The organism is Streptosporangium fragile (genome assembly GCF_039534445.1).
In the GTDB taxonomy this organism is placed as follows: Bacteria; Actinomycetota; Actinomycetes; order Streptosporangiales; family Streptosporangiaceae; genus Streptosporangium; species Streptosporangium fragile.
The window spans coordinates 172,358-192,666 of record NZ_BAAAVI010000003.1 but is presented as its reverse complement, the minus strand read 5'-3'; the positions used below and the strand labels follow the sequence as shown (position 1 = coordinate 192,666).

Here is a 20,309-nt window from a genome sequence, read left to right as displayed (position 1 = left end):
GCTTAGGCTACCCTTACCTAAGGCTTTTCCGATGTCGCCGGGAGGCCATCCGATGTCGATGAGGAGTCACTCTGTGGCGGTCGCACACCACCTCGGGAAGGACCCGCTGCGGTGCGAGGAGTACGGCTACGGTCTGGGCCGGCCCACCGGCATCCTCGTTCTCAGGTACCGAGCGGCGGCCGTGCTCGAATTCGGCGAGAGCCGGCAGGACTTCCTGCACCAGTTCTACTGGTCACCCGACGGGGTGCTCTCGACCAGGCATGGCACCGAGGCGCAGTTCGTGGGACCGAAGGAGGCGTTCTGGGTCCATCGCGCCGTGAGCCATGAGGTACACGCGGCGGACCGGCAGACCGTGTACCGGGTCTGCCTGCGCGAGGTGCCCGCCACGCTCGCCGGGCTGCGCGCCGGCCCGGTGTCCATCGACGACGAGGCGGCGCGGCTCGTCCAGGCGATCGCCCGGCCGGGGTACGACGAGCACGAGGCGCTCGCCGCCCGCCGGCGCATCATGGCCGGGCTCGGCGCGTCGACCCGGGAGTTCGTCGGCCACCACGCCACCGGCACCGGCTTCGCGATGACGGTCGCCCGCATGCTGATGCACGACCCCGGCGACCCCGCCCGCCTCGACGAATGGGCCGAACGACTGCACACCAGCGTCAAGACGCTGCAGCGCGACTTCGTGCGCGAGTTCGGCATGCCCTACTCCCGGTGGCGTACCCAGCTGCGCCTGCGCGCGTCCCGGGTGCTGCTGGAGACCCAGCCGGTGGCCGAGGTCGCCCGCCGCGTCGGATACGCGACCCCTTCGGCCTTCATCGCCGCCTTCGCGAAGGAGTACGGGTGCACGCCCGGCCGGTACGCCCTCCGCGAGACCGACCCGGCCTGATGCCCGGGACGCGACGCTCCTGACCCGGCAGGTCACCCGGCCGATCGCCACCCGGCCGCGCGACGCCGTACCCGGATACGCGGGGCGCCGGGGAGATGTCCGGCTGCTCTAAGGTGAGTGAATGTCGAGCTCGTACCGGTTGCCCCGAGGGCGGAACGCGTTGCCGCCCGAAGAGGTGGAGCGGCTGCAGCGCGAGCGCCTCTGCCGGGCGATGGCCGAGGTCATGGCGGAGAAGGGGTATGTCGCCACCTCCGTCGAAGACGTCCTCAAACGCGCCCGGGTGTCGCGCCTGAGCTTCTACCGGCTGTTCGACTCCAAACTCGACTGCTTCATGGCCGCCTTCGACCATGCGTGTGAGCTGCTCTTCAAACGGGTCATGGGTGCGATCGAGACATCCGGCACGGGCGGTGACCCGATGGAAGGCTACGAGCGGGCCGTCACCGTCTACCTCGAAGCACTCGAGGCGGAGTGGCCCTACACCCGCGTCTACCTGGTCGAGGTCTACGCCGCAGGCCCGGAGGCCGTAGCCCGTCGCCGCGAGCTCAACGCGTTCATGGCCTCCTTCTACGCCGACGCCCTGGGGATCACCGACGATCAGGGCCTGCTGACCTGCCGCATGCTCGTCGCCGCCACCAGCGCTCTCGTCACGATCCCGGTCGCGGAGAACGACCGTGCGGGGCTGCGCGCCGTGGCCCCCCAGCTGATCGCCCATGTCCGCACCCTCTGGGACTGCGGCGCCTTCGGCGCGGGCACGGGCCGCGCCTGACCCGAGGGGCCGGGGCCGCTCCACCGGCGGGCTCGTGGCTTCGGATCCGCTCCGTCGACGGACTCGGCGCGTCTACGGCCTGTTGCCCATTTCAAAAAGACGATACTGTCTATTTGCTCTCCGAGCACGACCTTCGTGAGAGACGAGGTACGGCCGTGGTCCCACCGCCGCTGTGCGCCGGGCCCCGCGCAACCGCCGTTCAGAGGGTGGCCACAGCCAGGATCCCGCCCGTTCGACGCTGGAGGACATGTGCCCGAGTGGGTGACTCTGCTGCCCTCGGATGTGAAAGCGGTGGGGCCGTACCGTCTTGAGGGCCGGCTCGGCGTCGGCGGTCAGGGCACGGTTTACGTGGGTAGCGCGGCCCCGGGGCGGCGAGTGGCGATAAAGCTGCTCCACCCGCACCTGGCCATCGACGAAACGGCCCGGGCCCGCTTTCTGCGCGAGGTCGAAATCGCCAAGCGGGTGGCCCTGTTCTGCACGGCGAAAGTGCTCGACAGCGGTTTCGTGAACGAGCAACCCTACATAGTCAGCGAATTCGTGGACGGGCCGTCACTGCAGGAGTCGGTGCGCGACACCGGCCCGCGCAGCGGGGCGGCGCTGGAACGGCTGGCGCTCAACACCGCGACGGCGCTGGCCGCGATCCATCAGGCGGGTGTGGTCCACCGGGACTTCAAGCCGGGCAACGTCCTGCTCGGCCCGGACGGCCCGGTGGTGATCGACTTCGGGATCGCCCGGGCACTGGACGCCAGCCGGTCGATCATCACCAGCCAGGTCGTGGGCAGCCCCGGCTACATGGCGCCCGAGCAGATCGCGGGTGACGGGACCGGGCCCGCGGTCGACCTGTTCGCCTGGGGGGCGACCATGGTCTTCGCCGCCACCGGGAGAAGGGCCTTCGGCGGTGACTCGATCCCCGCGGTCATGCGGTCGATCCTCCAGGACCAGCCGGACCTCGACGGGCTGGACGGGCGGCTCGGCGCCATCGTCCGCGCCTGCCTGGCCAAGGACCCGGCCCGGCGGCCCACCGCCGCGGCGGTCGTGGACGGCCTGCGCGGCCTGCCCGGCCCGTCCTGGCAGACCGGCCCACCCGGTCCGGCCCGGCAAAGCGATCCACCCGGCCCCGCCCGGCAGACCGGCCCACCCGGTCCGGCCCGGAAAACCGGAAACCCGCCGGTCAGCGAGCCCGGCGACGGGGCGGGCCACGGAGACGGGGAGGACCGGACACCGGTCGGCGGCGTCGGACGCCACCGCTCTTCCGCCCTGGCCGGCGCCGCGGTCCTCACCCTGCTCGCGGCTCTGGGCATCGTCTACTCCGTCGTCCCCTCCGACCGGGGAGGGGGCGACTTCAACGCGTCACGGGTGCCGCGTTCCGGACCGCCCTCCGGTGACACCCCGGCGCCGCCCAGCCCGGCCGACACCACGGCGGGCCAGACCGAATCACCGTCCGCCCGGCCCCGGAAAACCCCGAAGGCCGACACCGGGCGGCAGAGCCCGCAACGCCCGGACGACACGCCGGCCCCGGAGCGCGCGAGGCCTTCGGCGTCCGGGAAGCGGCCCTCACCATCGGACACGGGGAACCCACCCTCACCGTCGGACGCGGGGAGGCAGCCATCCCCGTCGAACGCGGAGGAGCCGCCGCCATCGGACCCGGAGGAGCAGCCACGATCAGGCGGACGAGAACAGCCTCCGGGCCCGAAGGTGCTCGGAACCGTGTCCGCGAGCGACATGAACGGCTACTGCCGGAGTCAGGGATACGTCGGCGTCGGGGGCGGCCCGGGCAACTACTGGTGCTACGGCCCCGGTGGGACGCCGGTCAACATGGCGAACGTGTGCCAGTGGGCTTACCCCGGCCACCCGAACGTCCGGGCGGAGGGGACCACCTGCACGTCGTCCTGACGGGGCGGCACCTTCCCGGGCGCCGTTTCCACGGGCCGGAAGCCCGGCCGCCCAGACGATCGGGATCTGATCCGTCGTGACGGCCGGCCTGTGGTGATCACCTGACGCCCCTGCCGAGCCGCGCTTCCGGCGTTCGCGGGTTCTCATCGTTTCGCGCTTTTTCGTGCCCATGTGCCCTGGATGCGCCCTGCCCTCCTCGATCTGAGTGATTCCGAATGGCCACCGCGCCGGGCCCGACCACGATGCCACGCCACAGGTTCGGAGAACTTCGGCGAGCCTTGCGGCGATGAGATACCCACCTTGGCGATAGTTGCGCGTCGCCCTTCGCCCCGTATCGTCCCCACCAGTGATCCCGACCGTGTGAGGAAGGATCGGCATGACCGACGATGTGGTGCGCCGCGTTTTCCAGTCAGTCGACTCGTTCGACCCCGGCGGGTTCGTGCGGTTGCTGGCCGAGGACGCCACGCTGGTGTTCGGCAATGCCGAGCCGATGGCGGGACGCGAGGCCATCGCCGCCGGGTTGCGGGCGTTCTTCTCCACCATCGGCGGCCTGCGGCACCGGATCGTCAGGAACTGGCAGGTGGACGCCGACATCATCGCCGAGACGGAGGTGACCTACCGGCGGCTCGACGGCAAGGATGTCAGCGTCGTAGCCGTATCGATCTGGCGCACCCGTGACGACGGCCTGATCACGGACTACCGCATATTCGTCGACCTCGCCCCCGTCTACGCGGTCTAGGGCTCCGGCGAGGACCGCATGAGGCAGGCCGTCGAGGACGCGTGGGCGACGGGCCGATGTGCCCCGGATGTGCCCCGAGAACCATCCGTGACGGGATCACCGCAGGTCAGCGACCTACCGGTTCAGAACATCGAGATGTGCACGTGGTCGATGTGGTTGGCGGTGTTGCCGCCGCGGTCGGACATCATCCGCCAGCCGGCGCCGGTGCGCACGTCGTAGTACTTCTGCTGCCAGATGATGTACATGACGCCGAGGCGGTTGCCGTTGTCGATGGCCCACTGGGCGAGGCGGTTGCCACGTTCCAGGGCTTCCGCGGTGGGGACGCGGCCGCCGGTGCTCATCATGAAGTCGCAGGCCCGGCCGCTGCCGTGGTCGCCGGGGTCGCCGGGGCGCAGGCAGCCGTAGCCGTAGGGCATGGGAAAGCTCTGCAGCACCAGGTTGCGCATGGTGACCGTGCGGGGGGTCAGGCCCCCGTTGCCGCTGGGGGTCTGGAAGCCGTACTTGGCCAGGAGCTTCTCGATGCGGGCCCGCTGCTTCTTGAGGTCGGCGATGTCCTTCTTGAGCTTGACGATCTTCTCTTCGGCGGTCTTCTCCGCGGTCTCGGCGCGCTTGATGAGGTCCTTGACCCGATTGAGCTGGGTGGCGCGCTGGCTGGCCAGGTAGGACATGGTGGCGGCCTGGCTGAGGGCGAGGGAGGCGTCGCCCTGGAAGCTGAGCAGGTTGGCGCCGTCGAGGGGGCCGCCCATGTAGGTGGTCTGGGCGAAGCGCACGATGTCGGTCTCGGCGTTGGCCAGGGCCCTCTTCAGGCTCTTGGCGTTCGCGGTGGCCTTGCTCGCCTGGACGCGGGTCTCCTCCAGGCTCTGGACCTGGCCGCGATAGCGCTCGTTGAGTTTCTTGGCTTCGAGGGTCAGCTTCTTCAGCTCGGCCTCGGGGTTGAGTACGGCGGTGGACTGGGGGGCGGCCCCGGCGACGGCCGGGGACAGGACCAGTCCGGCGATCACGGCGAGCAGCATCGCTGAGCGAGCCGGTCTCACGCTTCGCTCACCTCCAGAGCCCCCTCGTGGACGGAGCGAAACTATAGAAGACGATCTTGATGCTCGCCACCGGAACAAGAGAACTCACGCACTATTGACGAACTATCCGCCAGTTTGGGTGTTTTAAGTAAATATTGCCTGACATATCACAACAGCAACTCTTGTCAATCCTCGCACATACCGTCACCGGAGTCGCCTGCGGTAGCGGGTGTCGGCACTATCGGCGCCCCCTCCCCCGGCCCTGCCGGGACCCAGCCCCGGCGCCATCCCCGGCGGACCTTGCCATCCCGGACAGAACATGATTCGGTCTCAACCAGCGGTAGGGCTTGTGGCGTCCCACCCCTCGGATGACACTTGTCCACATGGCATCAAGCAAGCATTCGCTCAAGTACTGACTCTGGCCCGCCCACCAGGAGGCAACACATCATGCGCCAGCACGACACGCTCTTCATCGGGGGCGACTGGGTGGCCCCCGCGGGCACCGGCACCATCGACGTCGTCTCCCCCCACACCGAGGAGATCGTCGGCCGGGTCCCCGACGGCACCGCCGCCGACATGGACCGGGCGGTGGCCGCCGCCCGCCAGGCGTTCGACCACGGGCCATGGCCCCGGATGACGATGGCGGAGCGCGCGGCCGTCGTCGGCAAGCTCGCCGAGATCTACGCGAGCCGCCAGGCGGAGATGGCCGAGATCATCACACTGGAGATGGGCTCCCCGATCACTTTCTCCCAGATGGCGCAGGCCCCCCAACCCCTCGGCATGCTGCAGTACTACGCCGGGCTCGGCGCGACGTTCCCCGTCGAGGAGGAGCGGCCCGGCACCTTCGGACCCGTGGTCGTCCGCCGCGAGCCGGTCGGCGTGGTCGCCGCGGTGGTGCCGTGGAACGTCCCGCAGTTCGTCATCATGATCAAGCTGGCCCCCGCTCTCGTCGCGGGCTGCACGCTCGTGATCAAACCCGCGCCCGAGACCCCTCTCGACGCGTACCTGCTGGCCGAAATGGTCAAAGAGGCGGGCATCCCGGACGGCGTCGTCAACATCGTCGCCGCCGGGCGCGAGGCGGGCGAGCACCTGGTCTCCCACCCGGGCGTGGACAAGGTCGCCTTCACCGGCTCCACCGCCGCCGGACGCCGCATCGCGGCGATCTGCGGCGAGCAGCTGAAGCGCTGCACCCTGGAGCTCGGGGGCAAGTCCGCCGCGATCATCCTGGACGACTGCGACCTGCCCTCCGCGATGGGCTTCCTGTCGATCGCCTCGCTGATGAACAACGGCCAGGCCTGCGTCGCCCAGACCCGCATCCTGGCCTCCCGGAACCGTTACGAAGAGGTCGTGGACGCGGTCGCGTCGATGGTCCGGGGCATGCCGGTGGGCGACCCGGCCGACCCGGCCACGGGCATCGGCCCCCTGGTCGCCAAGCGACAGCAGGAGCGCGTGGAGAACTACATCAAGATCGGTATCGACGAGGGCGCCAAGCCCGTCGTGGGCGGCCTGGAGCGCCCCTACGACCGCGGCTGGTACGTCGCCCCGACCGTCTTCGCCGGGGCGACCAACGAGATGCGCATCGCCCGCGAGGAGATCTTCGGCCCGGTCCTGGCGGTGATCCCGTACGAGGACGAGGCCGACGCGATCCGGATCGCCAACGACAGCGACTACGGCCTGGCCGGGACGGTCTGGACCGCCGACACCGAGCACGGCATGGAGGTGGCCCGCCAGGTACGCACCGGCACCTACGGCGTCAACCTCTTCATGATCGAGAACAGCTCGCCCTTCGGCGGCTACAAGAGCAGCGGCCTCGGCCGCGAGCTGGGCCCCGAGGGGCTGGCGTCCTTCCTGGAGTACAAGTCGATCGCCCGCATGGGCTGATCACGTCGATGTCCGGCCGCGGCCGGGCGAGGTGTGCTCGTACGGCTCGGCCCGAGCCGTACGAGCACGCCCGTGGGTGGACGGGCGACCCAGCGCGCCCCCGCGACGCTGGGCCGCCGCTCGACTACGCGAAGTATGTCCCACGGAAATCGCCGCGTGACGATCCGTGTCCCCTGGACTTCTCCCGGCGGTTCTCATCCATCCGCTGTAAGTAGACGAGTATTATCCGCCGTTGGTTCGAGATACGACCTCAAGAGTTTGGCGGGCGATCTCGAACTCCTCGTCCGTGCGGATCACCGCGACCTTGACGGCGGAGCCGTCGGCGGAGACGAGCCGTTCGTTCCGCGCGTTGCGGTCGGGGTCGACGCGGATGCCGAGGGCTTCCAGACCGGCCAGCGCCAGCGCCCTGACCTGCGCGGAGTTCTCCCCCACGCCCCCGGTGAAGGCGATGACGTCGACCGTGCCGAGGACCGCGTAGTAGGCGCCGACATACTTGCGGAGCCGGTGGCAGTAGACCGACAGGGCCAGCTCGGCGTCCGGGTCTCCGGCGGCCACCCGCGCCGTCACGGTGCGCATGTCGTTGTCGCCGCAGAGGCCGAGCATGCCGCTGCGGCGGTTGAGGAGATCGTCGATCTCGTCGAGCGACATCCCTCCCGCGCGGCCGAGATGGAGGATGGCCGCCGGATCCAGGTCGCCGCTGCGGGTACCCATGACGAGCCCCTCCAGCGGGGTCATGCCCATGGAGGTGTCGACGCACCGCCCGGCGGAGACCGCGGAGGCGCTGGCGCCGTTGCCGAGATGCAGGACGATCACGTTGGCCTCCGGCCCGCCCGCGAGCCGGGCCGCCTCGCGCGAGACGTAGGCGTGGGAGGTGCCGTGGAAGCCGTAGCGCCGCACGCCCAGCCGCGCGGCCACCTCACGGTCGATCGCGTACGTGGCCGCGGCCGGGGGGATGGTGGCGTGGAAGGCGGTGTCGAAGACGGCGACCTGAGGCAGGTCGGGACGGAGCCGCCGGGCGACCTCGATGCCCGCCAGGTTGGCCGGGTTGTGCAGGGGGGCGAGCGGGACGAGCTCCTCGATCCGCTCGACCACCTCGTCGGTGATCAGCGTGGGCCGGGTGAACGTCGTGCCGCCGTGCACCACCCGGTGCCCGATCGCGGTCAGCTCCGGGGAGTCGAGGCCGAGGCCCTCGCCGGCGAGCCGGTCGGCCACGGCCTCCAGCGCCGCCTTGTGGTCGGGCACCGGGGATCCGGGCTCGCCGATCCGCTCGACCAGGCCGGCCGCCGATCGCTCGACGGTGGCCGCGGTGAACCGCTCGTCTCCCGACAGGAGCTGGTACTTCACGGAGGAGGACCCGGAGTTGAGCACCAGGACACGACTCACGAGGCGACCTCCTGGGCCTGGATGGCGGTGATGGCGACGGTGCTGACGATGTCGGTGACCAGGGCTCCGCGCGACAGGTCGTTGACCGGCCTGCGCAACCCCTGCAGGACCGGCCCGACCGCGACGGCCCCGGCCGAGCGCTGCACGGCCTTGTAGGTGTTGTTGCCGGTGTTGAGGTCGGGGAAGATCAGCACGGTGGCCCGGCCGGCGACCTGCGAGCCGGGCAGCTTGGCCGCGGCGACCCGGGCGTCGACCGCGGCGTCGTACTGGATCGGCCCCTCCACCAGCAGGTCGGGCGCCCGCTCCGCGACCAGGGCGGTGGCGGCCCGGACCTTGTCGACGTCGGCGCCGCTGCCGGACTTCCCGGTGGAGTAGGAGAGCATCGCGATCCTCGGGTCGACCCCGAACCGTTTCGCCGTACGGGCCGAGGAGATCGCGATGTCGGCGAGCTGCTCGGCGTCCGGGTCGGGGTTGACCGCGCAGTCGCCGTAGACGAGCACCCGGTCGGCCAGGCACATGAAGAACACCGAGGAGACGATCGAGGTGTCCGGAACCGTCTTGATGATCTGGAAGGCGGGCAGGATCGTGGCGGCCGTGGTGTGTGCGGCGCCGGAGACCATGCCGTGCACGAGCCCGCGGTGGAGCATCATCGTGCCGAAGAAGTTGACGTCGGTGACGACGTCCATGGCCCGCTCCATGGTCATGCCCCTGTGCGCCCGCAGCTCGGCGTACTCCCGGGCGAAGGACTCCCGCAGCGGCGAGACCAGCGGGTCGACGACGGCCGCCTCCCCCAGGTCCAGGCCGAGGTCGCCGATCCGCCGCCGGACCACGTCCTCGCGGCCCAGGAGGGTGAGGTCGACGATGCCGCGCCGCAGGAGGACGTCGGCGGCGCGCAGGATGCGGTCCTCCTCCCCCTCCGGCAGGACGATGTGCCGCCGGTCGGCCCGCGCCCGTTCCAGCAGGGTGTGCTCGAACATCATCGGGGTGACCCGCTCGGACCGGGCCAGCTCGATGCGGTCGGCCAGGCCCGCGGTGTCCACGTGGGTCTCGAAGTGGCCCAGGGCCGTCTCGATCTTTCGGGGGTTGTCGGCGGTGAGCCTTCCCTCCAGCCCGGCGAGGGTGGTGGCCACGGTGAAGCTGTTCGCCTCGGCCGCCAGCACCGGGACGCCGGGGGCCAGGCTCGCCGTGAGCGCCCGCACCGACTCGGGGGGCTCCTCCCCCGCCGTCAGCACCACCCCGGACGGCCGGACCGTGCCGGCGGCCTCGGCGGCGAGCGAGACCAGCAGCAGGTCCGACCGGTCACCCGGGGTGATCACCAGCGCCCCGTCCACCAGATGCTCCAGGAACACCGGGAGCGTGGCCCCGCCGAAAACGAACCCGAGCACGTCGCGGCGGAGGCTGTCGTCGTCGCCCTGGATCAGCTTGGCGTCCACGGCCTGCGCCACCTGGCCGACGGTCGGCGCCGACAGCGAGAGGTGCTCCGGGATGACGTAGCAGGGCACCGGCAGGTCGCACTCGATGGCCACACCCTCCGGCACCCGGTTGGCCACCACCGCGAGCACCGTGCTGCCCAGGTCGGAGAAGACCTGGTAGCCGGTGCGCATCTCGGTGACGATCTCCTCGGCGCGGTCGCCGTGCGCGCCCACCACCACGATCACCGGGGCGCCGAACTCGGCGGCGAGGCGGGCGTTGAACGCCAGCTCGCGCGGGAGGTCGTCGGTGTCGAAGGAACTGCCCAGCACCAGCAGCGCGTCGCACTCGCGCTCCAGGGTGTGGAAGCGGGCGACCAGCCGGGAGACGAGTTCCTCGGCGCCCAGCTCGGCGTAGATCTCCGCGGCGTCCTCGGCGCTGACCCCCGCCGCCGAGGCGGCGGGGCGGTATCTGGCCGTGAGGAGTTCGAGCGTCCGGTCCTCGCCCACGCCGGTGATCGGCCGGAACACCCCGGTGCGGTCGACCCGCCGGGTGAGCAGCTCCATCAGCCCGAGCTCGACGATCTGTCTGCCATCGCCGCGCCCGAGGCCGGCCACGTAGATGCTCCGCATACGCAACTGCCCTTTCCCGTCACGGCGCACCGCCGTCACATCACCGCCGTCAACAGGAGTAAACACCTTCGGGGGGTCAGGCCCGGAGGCGGAGCCACCGCCCGATGCGGCGGATCAGCTCCGGCGTGGCCGCCGACTCCGCGTGGCCGTATCCGGGCTCGATCCACAGCTCCTTCGGCTCGGCCGCCGCCCCGTGGATCTGGTACGCGTGGTCGAGCGGGAAGAACGCGTCCGCGTCGCCGTGCACCACCAGCAGCGGCGTCGGCGAGATCCGCGCGGCGGCCTCGTACGGCGCCAGCGGCACCGGATCCCACGCGCCCTTCTTGATCCGTGTCCGCTTGCCCAGGCGCGCGGCCAGCCGCCCGGCGGGCCGTTCGATCGCCCAGTGCACCTGGCGCATCGGCCGGGTCCCCCGGTAGTACCACCGGGCGGGGGCGCTCACCGCCGCCACCGCGTCCACCCCGCCCAGCACCCCGGCGTGCCGCAGGGCGACCGCCCCGCCCATGGAGAAGCCGACGACGGTCACCCTGGCGTAGCCGATCGTCCGCGCGTGGCGCACCGCGGCGTCGAGGTCGAGGATCTCCCGGTCTCCCACGGTCGACTCGCCCCCGGAGCGGCCGTGGCCGCGGAAGTCGAACGAGACCACCCCGCCGAACCCGCTGAGCACGTGGGTGATCCGGCGCGTCGGACGCTCCCTGAGCGAGCCGGTGAACCCGTGGGCCAGGACGATCCCGAGGTCCTCCGCCCCGCGCGACGGGGTGTGCGCGGCGTCGATCCGCACGTTGTCATCGGTCCTGAGCGTGACGGGGAACGACGGCGCGAGGGGGGTGCGTCCGGGCTGCGGCATGCCTCCGAGCTTAGGGATCACGCGGTGGCCGGTCATGCCCCGCCCGTCCGTGACATGCCCGCCTTCACCCCCTTGCCGCGCCGGCGCACCCTCACCACACCTTCACCCCTCACCACGCCTTCACCCTTCAGTACGCCTTCACTCCCGCCGCGCCGGCACACCGTCACCGCGCCGACACGTCGACCGCGGATCGCGGCCGCCCCGGTCCGGCCACCTCCGTCCCGGCACGGTGCGCCGGCGTGACGGCGAGGTGAATTGGCGCACTTCCCACGGCGAGGGCGTGAGAGCGATTACACACATCAACTAAAATGGAGGGGCCGCACGTCCGCGGCCAGCCTCCACGATCACAGAGTGAGACTCCATCATGCCTCTGAACAGCCGCGATGACCTGCGGAACATCGCGATCATCGCGCACGTCGACCACGGCAAGACCACTCTCGTGGATGCCATGCTCTGGCAGTCCGGCGCCTTCCGCGCCAACCAGGACGTCGACGACCGTGTCATGGACTCCAACGACCTCGAGCGCGAGAAGGGCATCACCATTCTCGCGAAGAACACCGCGGTCAAGCACGGCGACATGACGCTCAACATCATCGACACCCCCGGCCACGCCGACTTCGGCGGCGAGGTGGAGCGGGGCCTGTCGATGGTGGACGGCGTCGTGCTGCTCGTCGACGCCTCCGAGGGCCCGCTGCCGCAGACCCGGTTCGTGCTGCGCAAGGCGCTCGCCGCCAAGATGCCGGTCATCCTGTGCATCAACAAGGTCGACCGCCCCGACGCCCGGATCAAGGAGGTCGTGGACGAGGTCTACGAGCTCTTCATGGACCTGGACGCCACCGAGGAGCAGATCGACTTCCCGATCGTCTACGCCTCGGCCAAGGCCGGCCGCGCCTCGCTGAACCGCCCCGAGGACGGCGGGATGCCCGACTCGGAGGACCTGGAGCCCCTGTTCCAGGCCATCAAGGAGACGATCCCGGCGCCGACCTACGACCCGTCGGCCCCGCTCCAGGCGCACGTCACCAACCTCGACGCCTCCTCCTACCTGGGCCGGATCGCGCTCTGCCGCGTCCACCAGGGCACCATCTCCAAGGGCCAGCAGGTCGCCTGGTGCCGCACCGACGGCACCATCCAGAGGGTGAAGATCACCGAGCTGCTGATGACCGAGGCGCTGGAGCGCAAGCCCGCCGAGTCGGCCGGCCCCGGTGACATCATCGCGATCGCCGGCATCCCGGACATCATGATCGGTGAGACGCTGGCCGACCCCGAAGACCCGCGCCCGCTGCCGCTGATCACCGTGGACGAGCCCGCCATCTCGATGGTCATCGGCACCAACACCTCGCCGCTGGTCGGCAAGGTCAAGGGCGCCAAGGTCACCGCCCGCATGGTCAAGGACCGCCTCGACAAGGAGCTCATCGGCAACGTGTCGCTGCGCGTCCTGCCGACCGACCGCCCCGACGCCTGGGAGGTCCAGGGCCGCGGCGAGCTGGCGCTGGCCATCCTGGTGGAGCAGATGCGCCGCGAGGGTTACGAGCTGACCGTCGGCAAGCCGCAGGTCGTCACCAAGACGATCGACGGCAAGGTGCACGAGCCCGTCGAGCGCCTGACCGTCGACTGCCCGGAGGAGTACCTCGGGGCCGTCACCCAGCTCCTGGCCGTCCGCAAGGGCCGCATGGAGCACATGACCAACCACGGCACCGGCTGGATCCGGATGGAGTTCGTGGTCCCGGCCCGCGGTCTGATCGGCTTCCGGACCGAGTTCCTGACCGAGACCCGCGGCACCGGCCTGGCGCACCACGTGTTCGAGTCGTACGAGCCCTGGTTCGGCGAGCTGCGCACCCGCAACAACGGCTCCCTGGTCGCCGACCGCTCCGGCCCGGTGACCGCGTTCGCCATGCTCAACCTGCAGGAGCGGGGCGTGCTGTTCGTCTCCCCGGGCACCGAGGTGTACGAGGGCATGATCGTCGGTGAGAACTCGCGCTCCGACGACATGGACGTGAACATCACCAAGGAGAAGAAGCTCACCAACATGCGCTCCTCCACGGCGGACGAGACCGAGAAGGTCATCCCGCCGCGGCTGCTCTCCCTGGAGCAGGCGCTGGAGTTCATCCGTGATGACGAGTGCGTGGAGATCACGCCCGAGACGGTGCGCATCCGCAAGGTCGTCCTCGACGCCGCGACCCGGGGCCGCACCGCGGCCCGCGCCAAGCGCGGCAGCTGATCCTCCCCCGGCCCCCGGACCGGGGGCCGGGCCCCACGGGTGGCTCACCCGGCGCGACCCGACGGTCACCCCCGGTATCCGGGGCGCCCGGTCGCCTTCTCATACTCGGAGGTGGGGGAACCATCGGGGTTCCCCTGCACCGCGGAAGGGCGAACGAGATCACGGGGGATTCTCATGACGCTTCGCACAACCCGTCTGGGGCTGGTCATCGTGCTGGGCGCGCTCGGCACGGGGATGGCCGGCGGCCCGATCATCTCGGCCGAGGCGACGCCGGGCCGCTCGGGCTCGCCGGCCCCGGCCGGGACACCGAGCCCGGCCGGGACACCGACCCCGCCGGCGACACCGAGCCCGCCCGGATCTCCGGGCCCGGCGGAGACGCGGAACCCGCCCGGGGCCTCCGGCCCCCGAGCCCGTGCGGTGATCAAGAACGCGGAGGGCGAGGAGGTCGGCAGGCTGCGCGTCAGGAGTCTGGAGGAGGGCAGGACGAGGGTCGCGGTCGTCGTCAGGGATCTGCCTCCCGGCTACCACGGCTTCCACATCCACGCCAAGGGCGTCTGCGACCCCCGGGCGACCGACCCGAAGACCGGAAGCCCCTTCCACAGCGCAGGTGATCATTTCAGCCTCCGTCCGGAAGACCACCCCGCCCACTCCGGGGACTTGCCCGACCTCCTGGTCAACGAGGACGGCACCGGCAGGATCGTCGCCGTGACCGACCGCTTCACGGTGGAGCAGCTCCTCGACGGCGACGGCAGCTCCATCGTCATCCACGCCCTGCCGGACAACCAGGCCAACATCCCCGAACGCTACGGTGAGGACGGCCCCGACGAGACCACCCGGAAGACCGGCGACTCCGGCGGCCGCATCGCCTGCGGAGTGATCACCGAGCGTTGACCGGCTCCGGCCCGGGGCACGCGAACGGAACACCGGCCGGATCGCTCCGGCTACCGGGGCCCGGTGGTGCCTGCGGCGCTCTCGCGGGCCGGGGACGGCGGGAGCGCGGCGCCGAGCTGCCGCCGGCTGCGCACGCCCAGCTTGTCGTAGGCCTTCGCCAGCAGGTTGGTCACGGTCCGCACCGAGACGCCGAGGTTCTCCGCGATGGCGGGGTTGCTGAGCCCCGCCGCCGCCAGCTCGCACACCTCCCGTTCCCGGCTGGTCAGGGAGGAGTTCCGGGAGGAGGACGGCGGGGACGACCCGGTGGGCGGCGGGAGCCACGGGGGCCGGAAGCCGTCGCAGCGTTCGGCGAGGTCGTCCAGGCGCCGCCGCGCCGCGCGACCGCCGCCCGGCGCCGCGCCCGCGGTCTCCAGGGCCAGTCCCGCATAGCCGAGTTCGGCGAACCGGTCGGCGAGCCCGCGCAGCGCCGGGCCGTTCCGCGCGGCCAGTGCCTCGGCGTGGTCGGCGAAGAGCTCGAAGAGCGGGCTGTCGCAGGCTCCCGCGGCCTCGCGGAGGCGGGCGGCCGCCCGGGGCGAGGGGCGGAGCCGGGCGTGGTAGTAGGCGCACTCGACGCCGGTGGTGAGCCGCGAGTCGCGCAGGTAGCGGTCGGCGAGCCGGTCGGCGAGGTCGGCGGCGTGGGCGGGCCGCCCGGAGTGGGCGAGCAGCCGGATCCGGCTGAACTCCAGCCTGTCACGCAGGCCGAGATCGTCGGGGATCAGCGCGCGGAGCTGGTCGAGCTCCTGGAACGCCTCCTCGGGGCGTCCGAGGACGGCGATGCACACGGCGTACTCGCAGAAGACGAAGACCCGCAGCGGGAACGGCGTGTGCTCGTCGACCAGCGCCCGGGCCTCGCGCAGCGGGGCGATCGCCCGTCCCGGCCGGCCCGCCCACATCCAGCAGTGGCCTCGCACGTGCCCGACGATGGCGACCTCGGATGGCTCCGCGCGCCGTACGGACTCCTCGTAGTAGGTCTCGACGAGAGGGAGTGCCTCGCGGAGCCTGCCCGCCAGCACGAGCGCGTGGACCTGGCAGGCCGCGGTCGACCCCCGCATGGCCGGCCACCGCGTCGGCAGTTCCAGCAGCCCGCGGTCGAAGGTCTCGGCCGCCTGCGCGGGTCTGCCGCGGAAGGTGAGCCGGTAGGCCCACAGCGCCGTGGCGGCATCGGCGACCAGCGGGTTCAGCGTCTCGCGGTCGGGCCGCGGCACAGGGTCGGGCCGCGCCACGGAGCGACCCCGCCGGGTCTCCGGCGGGGCAGGACCCCGCACGTCCGAGCGGCCGGTACCCCGCGTCTCCGGCGGGACGGTCCTGGTGAAGAGCGCCAGCGCGAGTTCGGCCACGCCGAGGTCCGCGGACCAGGTCGTGCCCGAAGCCCGTGCCCGCGCGATCTCCGCGTGCGCGTCGGCAGTCCGGCTGAGGCCCCAGAACAGGTTCAGCGAGCGCAGCGCGATCGTCTCGGCGCTGTCTCCCCCGTGGTCGGCCAGCAGGCGTTCACCGTCCGCCGCCCGTCCCCGGGCGATCAGCGACTGGGCCCGGAGGACCGCGCCCGGCGAGCCGGGAACGTGATGAGCGAGATCCTCGGCAAGTGCGGAATGCCCCGAGGCGAGCGCGAGCCGGCCCGCGGCGATCACCTGTGACGCCGGCACGTCGAGGCCGGCCTCCAGCCGCCACAGCACCGCGGCCGGGTCACCGGTGTCAGAGCCGCCCGCCTCGTCGGCGGCCACCAGCTCCCGGTATCTCTGCCGGCGGCGCAAGGGGCCGAGCCCGGCGAGCAGGGCCTGCCGGTGGAACGGATGGGACATGGCGACCTCGTCCGCTCCCCCTCGGGAGGTGAGGACGATGACGGCCCGGTGCGACAGGCCGTTGACGGTCTCCGGTCCGGCCAGGCGCTCGAAGGTCTCCCGCGGGAGGGAGCCCGCCAGGGCGACGTACTCCAGCGCCCTCGACTCCGTCCCGTCGAACGTGGCGAGGTCGGCGGTGACGAGCTCACGCAGGCGGGGGTGGCCGGCGGGTGATCCGCGCCAGCACCAGACCTCACGTACCCGGGCCAGGTCTCCGGTGTCGAGCCCCATGCCGACGGCACGCCGCAACAGCAGCGGGTTGCCGCGGGTGATCCGCCACAGCAGGTCGGCGGTGAGCCCGTCGACCGGACCGTCCAGGACATGGGTGAGCAGGCGGAGGACCACGGCGCGGGACAGGTTCGCCAGCGGCAGCACGGTCAGCGGCCCCCGGGCGAGTGGCTCGGCGAAGCGCGCGCCGGTGCGCGCGGTGAGCAGCAGCTTGGCGTCCAGGGTCCGGACGAGGTCTCCGACGACGGCCGCCGACGAGGCGTCGAGCTGGTCGGCGTCGTCGATGCTGAGCACGATCCGACCGGCCGGGGCACCGCCGGGAAGGCCGGGGAAGGGGCGGCCGGCCGGCCCGGCGGCGATGTGCAGGCCGGCGACCCCCACCCCGGGGATGTTCCTGGTGGCCTCGGTGGCGGCGCCGCGGACGATCAGGGCTCCCATCCCGGCGCACCGGTCGAGGACGAGATCCGCGAGGCGGGTCTTGCCCACCCCGGGCTCGCCGGTGAGGAGCACCCCCGACCCCGAGGGCAGCGCCAGCGCCGCCAGGATCTCGCGTGTTTCCTCCTCCCGGCCGACCACGGGCCATTCCGCGGCGTCCTCCCGGTCGGCGGCGACCCCGGTGCTCCCGATCATGGCCTCGGAACGGCCGGGTGCGTTCCCGTCCCCATCTGGCGGCTCCTTCGCCGATTGGTCTTTCCGTGCCGGGCCATGACGCGGTTGTGGTCCCGTACCCGCCGTCTTTCGGCGGTGTTCTCCCGGCGCTCGTGAGGTGGATTATTCATGTTCGTCGTCATTTTCGTGGGGAAAACCCGCCCTCGGGTTAACGTCCGGCGGTGATGAGGGAGGCCCTGTGCGTCTGTATGGCGACACGCGGGAGAGTCCGTACGACCACGCACGGGAAAGTCCGTACGACGACAGGTGGAAGGAGGAACCGCCGGACGAAGACGGCTGCGGCACCCGGACGGCCCGCTCCGTCTGGCCCTTCGTCGGGCGGGCGGCCGAGATCCGGGCCACCGTGGCCCAGCTCGGGCGGCAGGGCGAGCCCGGCGTTCTCCTCGTCGGCGAGGCCGGGGTCGGCAAGTCCCGGATGCTGGACTCGGTCGTGCTCCGCTGCCGCGGTGAGGGCATGCACGTCGTGGTGACGGCCGGGGCCGAGGCCTCGAACGGTCTGCCGTTCGCGACGATGGCGGCCCTGCTGCCCGAACAGATCCACCGGGACACGGCGAACGTCTTCGCCGCGGCCGCCGGCGCGCTGCGCGAAGCCGCCGGGGGCCGCCCGTGTGTCGTGGTCATCGACGATGTGCACCACCTCGATGACGTGTCCGTCGCCCTGGTCCAGCACCTGGCCGCCACCGCGGGAGCGCGCGTCCTCGCCGCGGCCAGGACCGGTTTCACGGACGCGCCGGCCGTCGTGGCGTTGCTGCGCCGGCCGTTCGTGCAGACGTCGGCGGTGGAAGGGCTGGATCGCGCGACGGCCGGCGCCCTGCTCACCGCGGCGCTGGACGGGCCGGTCGACGGGCTCACCGCCGACCGGCTGTGGCGTGCCACCCGGGGTAACCCGCTTTTCCTGCGGCACCTCGTGGAAGCCTGCCGGGCCTCGGGGACCTTACGCCGGGTCAGCGACGTGTGGCGGTGGAGGGGCCAGATGCCGGCCCAGCACCGGCTGCGCGACCTGGTCGCGGGCCTCCTCGGCGGTCGCGCCGGCGAGGAGGCCCGCGCGCTGTCGTACGTGGCGCACGCCGAGCCGGTCTCCCTCGAGGTGATCGAAACGCTCGTCGACACGTCCGTGCTGGTGGAACTCGAACAGCGCTCTCTGATCACGGTCGAGCGGGTCCGTCGTGACCTCGTGGTCCGGATGGGGCACCCGTTGTACGGCGAGGCCGTCCGGGCCCGTTCCGACGACGCCCGTCGCCAGGACGTCTACCGGGCGCTGGCCGGGGCGGTGACCCACGCTCACGCGGCGGACCGGGCACGGTTGCGCGCGGTGACCTGGCAGCTGGCCGCGGGGGATCCGGTGCCCGGCGACCGGGTCGTGGGCGCCGCCCGCGACGCGCTGGCGCGCTGCGACGCTCCGCTGGCCGAGCGGCTGGCACGCCACGCCGGCACCGCGGCAGGCGCCGACGTGCTGGCGCGGGCCCTGGTCGCCCAGGACAAGGCGGAGGAGGCGGAGGATCTGCTGAGCAGACGCATGGCCGACGGCGGAACGGACCCATCGAGCGAGTTCGCCCAGGTCGCGGCGTTACGCGCGCTCAACCTGTTCTGGAACCTGCGGCGCCCGGCCGAGGCCGGGGAGGTCGTCCGGCGGGCCCGCGCCGCCGGGCTCCTGGACGGCGAGGCCGCCGCCGAACTGGCCGTCGCCGAACTGGCGCTGGCCACCTTCGGCGACGGCGCGACGGATCTCTCCTCGGTCGACCTCTCCCCCCTGTCCGCCGGGGTGCGGGACGGCGTGATCGCGAGCGTCTGCGACCCTCTCCACGCCTACCTGACCATCTATCTCGGCCGGCCCGCGCAGGTGGCCGACGCCTACACTGCGGGACGGCTGGGCGCCCCGCGGGTGTGGGGCGTGATGGGGGCCGCCACGGCCGCCTGCCACGTGCAGGCCCTCGCCCTGGCCGGCCGGCTCGGCGAGGCGTTCGCCGCGGCCCGCTCCGGCTACCGGACGGCCGTCGAGCGGGAGGCCTCGGCCGAGGCGTCGCTGCTCGCCTTCGAGCTGGGCATCTGCGAGGTGTGGGCGGGGCGGCCGGGCCGGGCGCTGCCCCACTTCCGGGAGGCCCGCGCGCTCCTCGACGATCACGTGTCCTTCCCGATCCAGGTCTACGTCTTCGCCGAGTACGGGGCCTGCCTGGCCGCCGTGGGCCGGTTCGAGGAGAGCCGCCGGGTGCTGGACGAGATCACGCGCCGGCTGCCCGCCACGTCGAACCTGCACGGCCGTCTGGCCCTGGCGAGGATCCGCGTCGACGTCCAGGCCGGCGGGGGACGGGCGGAGGCCGCCGAGGCCGGCGCCTCGCTGGGCGCGCGCTACCGGTCGGCGGGGTGGTTCACCAAGGCGGTCGAGGCGTTCTACCTCTCGGTGCGGCTGCGCCCCTCCCGCCCCGTCGCGGAGGCCCTGCACGAGGCCGCCGGGCACTGCGACAGCGAGCTCTTCGTCCTGTTCGCCCGGCACGCCCAGGCGGCTGTCGGCGGGGACGTCGACGGCCTGACCGCCGCGGCGGACGCCCTGGAGGAGCGGGGATACAACAGCCTGGCCCGAGAGGCCGTGTCGACCGCGGCCGAGTTCGCCGCCGGGCGGGGCGACGACCGGCTGGCGGCCCGGCTGCGGATAAGGGGTCGCGACCTGACCCTGCTGTGCGAGGGGTACCGGCCGGCGTGGGCGGCGACCGCCGGGGCGCAGACGACGCTGAGCGAGCGCGAGCGCGAGACGTGCGAGCTCGCGGCCGGCGGCATGACCAACGACGCCATCGCCGAGCGTCTGGGCCTGTCGAAACGGACCGTCGCCAACCACCTGCAGCGCGCCTACGGCAAGCTCGGCGTCCGGAGCCGGGCGGATCTGCCGCAGGCCCTGGGCCTGCCCCGGCCGGTACCGCCGGTGGGCCTGACCTGGCTCATGGCGGATCCACCCCGCGACGGGACCGGACCGGGACGGCTCCCCTGACG

Annotated in this window: 13 protein-coding genes; 8 read left to right on the top strand and 5 right to left on the bottom strand. The window is 72.2% G+C overall.

What is annotated here, in order from left to right; all coding sequences use genetic code 11:
• The first annotated feature begins 73 nt into the window (after positions 1-73).
• The 4 genes from ABD841_RS03615 to ABD841_RS03600 all read left to right on the top strand — a co-directional run bounded on the left by ABD841_RS03615 (position 74) and on the right by ABD841_RS03600 (position 4,278).
• On the top strand, positions 74-880 hold the full coding sequence (locus ABD841_RS03615; RefSeq protein WP_344967789.1) for a helix-turn-helix transcriptional regulator: 807 nt from the start codon (positions 74-76) through the stop codon (positions 878-880).
• Between the two features lie 121 nt (positions 881-1,001).
• Positions 1,002-1,646: a TetR/AcrR family transcriptional regulator gene (locus tag ABD841_RS03610; protein ID WP_344967787.1), complete on the top strand. Its 645-nt coding sequence runs from the start codon at positions 1,002-1,004 to the stop codon at positions 1,644-1,646.
• Between the two features lie 135 nt (positions 1,647-1,781).
• Entirely contained in the window at positions 1,782-3,539 is a 1,758-nt protein-coding gene (locus ABD841_RS03605) for a serine/threonine protein kinase (protein ID WP_344967785.1), read from the top strand.
• A 376-nt stretch (positions 3,540-3,915) separates the two neighbouring features.
• On the top strand, positions 3,916-4,278 hold the full coding sequence (locus ABD841_RS03600) for a nuclear transport factor 2 family protein (RefSeq protein ID WP_344967783.1): 363 nt from the start codon (positions 3,916-3,918) through the stop codon (positions 4,276-4,278).
• 122 nt (positions 4,279-4,400) lie between these two features.
• Here the strand turns inward: ABD841_RS03600 and ABD841_RS03595 are convergent, their stop codons facing one another.
• Positions 4,401-5,312: a coiled-coil domain-containing protein gene (locus tag ABD841_RS03595; protein ID WP_344967781.1), complete on the bottom strand. Its 912-nt coding sequence runs from the start codon at positions 5,310-5,312 to the stop codon at positions 4,401-4,403.
• Positions 5,313-5,738: 426 nt separating this feature from the next.
• On the opposite strand from ABD841_RS03595, the gene ABD841_RS03590 reads away from it, so the two are divergent.
• Complete coding sequence (locus ABD841_RS03590; RefSeq protein ID WP_344967779.1) at positions 5,739-7,172, top strand: aldehyde dehydrogenase; 1,434 nt, start codon at positions 5,739-5,741, stop codon at positions 7,170-7,172.
• A gap of 222 nt (positions 7,173-7,394) precedes the next feature.
• On the opposite strand, the gene ABD841_RS03585 is transcribed toward ABD841_RS03590, so the two are convergent.
• The 3 genes from ABD841_RS03585 to ABD841_RS03575 form a co-directional block, all read right to left on the bottom strand.
• Positions 7,395-8,555 (bottom strand): acetate/propionate family kinase, encoded by a 1,161-nt coding sequence (locus tag ABD841_RS03585; protein ID WP_344967777.1) that lies wholly within the window; start codon positions 8,553-8,555, stop codon positions 7,395-7,397.
• On the bottom strand, positions 8,552-10,597 hold the full coding sequence (gene pta / locus ABD841_RS03580) for a phosphate acetyltransferase (protein ID WP_344967775.1): 2,046 nt from the start codon (positions 10,595-10,597) through the stop codon (positions 8,552-8,554). The genes ABD841_RS03585 and pta overlap by 4 nt, the downstream gene beginning before the upstream one ends.
• A gap of 76 nt (positions 10,598-10,673) precedes the next feature.
• Entirely contained in the window at positions 10,674-11,444 is a 771-nt protein-coding gene (locus tag ABD841_RS03575; RefSeq protein WP_344967773.1) for an alpha/beta hydrolase, read from the bottom strand.
• A gap of 364 nt (positions 11,445-11,808) precedes the next feature.
• Between ABD841_RS03575 and typA the strand changes: the two genes are divergently transcribed.
• Positions 11,809-13,662 carry a translational GTPase TypA gene (typA, locus tag ABD841_RS03570; protein ID WP_344967771.1) on the top strand — a complete coding sequence of 618 codons (1,854 nt, stop codon included), beginning with the start codon at positions 11,809-11,811 and terminating at the stop codon, positions 13,660-13,662.
• A 174-nt stretch (positions 13,663-13,836) separates the two neighbouring features.
• Positions 13,837-14,553, top strand: coding sequence for a superoxide dismutase family protein (locus ABD841_RS03565; protein ID WP_344967769.1), 717 nt, complete (start codon positions 13,837-13,839; stop codon positions 14,551-14,553).
• 50 nt (positions 14,554-14,603) lie between these two features.
• Here ABD841_RS03565 and ABD841_RS03560 read toward each other — a convergent pair whose 3' ends face one another.
• Positions 14,604-17,288, bottom strand: a complete 2,685-nt coding sequence (locus ABD841_RS03560; protein ID WP_344967767.1) for a LuxR C-terminal-related transcriptional regulator — start codon at positions 17,286-17,288, stop codon at positions 14,604-14,606.
• 217 nt (positions 17,289-17,505) lie between these two features.
• Here ABD841_RS03560 and ABD841_RS03555 point away from each other — a divergent pair, with 217 nt between their 5' ends.
• Positions 17,506-20,307: a LuxR C-terminal-related transcriptional regulator gene (locus ABD841_RS03555; RefSeq protein WP_344967765.1), complete on the top strand. Its 2,802-nt coding sequence runs from the start codon at positions 17,506-17,508 to the stop codon at positions 20,305-20,307.
• Positions 20,308-20,309 lie beyond the last annotated feature (2 nt).

Coding starts and splice junctions, on each gene's coding strand:
- ABD841_RS03565 (WP_344967769.1), top strand. CDS start 13,837: ATGACGCTTCGCACAACCCGTCTGGGGCTGGTCATCGTGCTGGGCGCG.
- pta (WP_344967775.1), bottom strand. CDS start 10,597: ATGCGGAGCATCTACGTGGCCGGCCTCGGGCGCGGCGATGGCAGACAG.
- ABD841_RS03560 (WP_344967767.1), bottom strand. CDS start 17,288: ATGATCGGGAGCACCGGGGTCGCCGCCGACCGGGAGGACGCCGCGGAA.
- typA (WP_344967771.1), top strand. CDS start 11,809: ATGCCTCTGAACAGCCGCGATGACCTGCGGAACATCGCGATCATCGCG.
- ABD841_RS03610 (WP_344967787.1), top strand. CDS start 1,002: ATGTCGAGCTCGTACCGGTTGCCCCGAGGGCGGAACGCGTTGCCGCCC.
- ABD841_RS03590 (WP_344967779.1), top strand. CDS start 5,739: ATGCGCCAGCACGACACGCTCTTCATCGGGGGCGACTGGGTGGCCCCC.
- ABD841_RS03600 (WP_344967783.1), top strand. CDS start 3,916: ATGACCGACGATGTGGTGCGCCGCGTTTTCCAGTCAGTCGACTCGTTC.
- ABD841_RS03575 (WP_344967773.1), bottom strand. CDS start 11,444: ATGCCGCAGCCCGGACGCACCCCCCTCGCGCCGTCGTTCCCCGTCACG.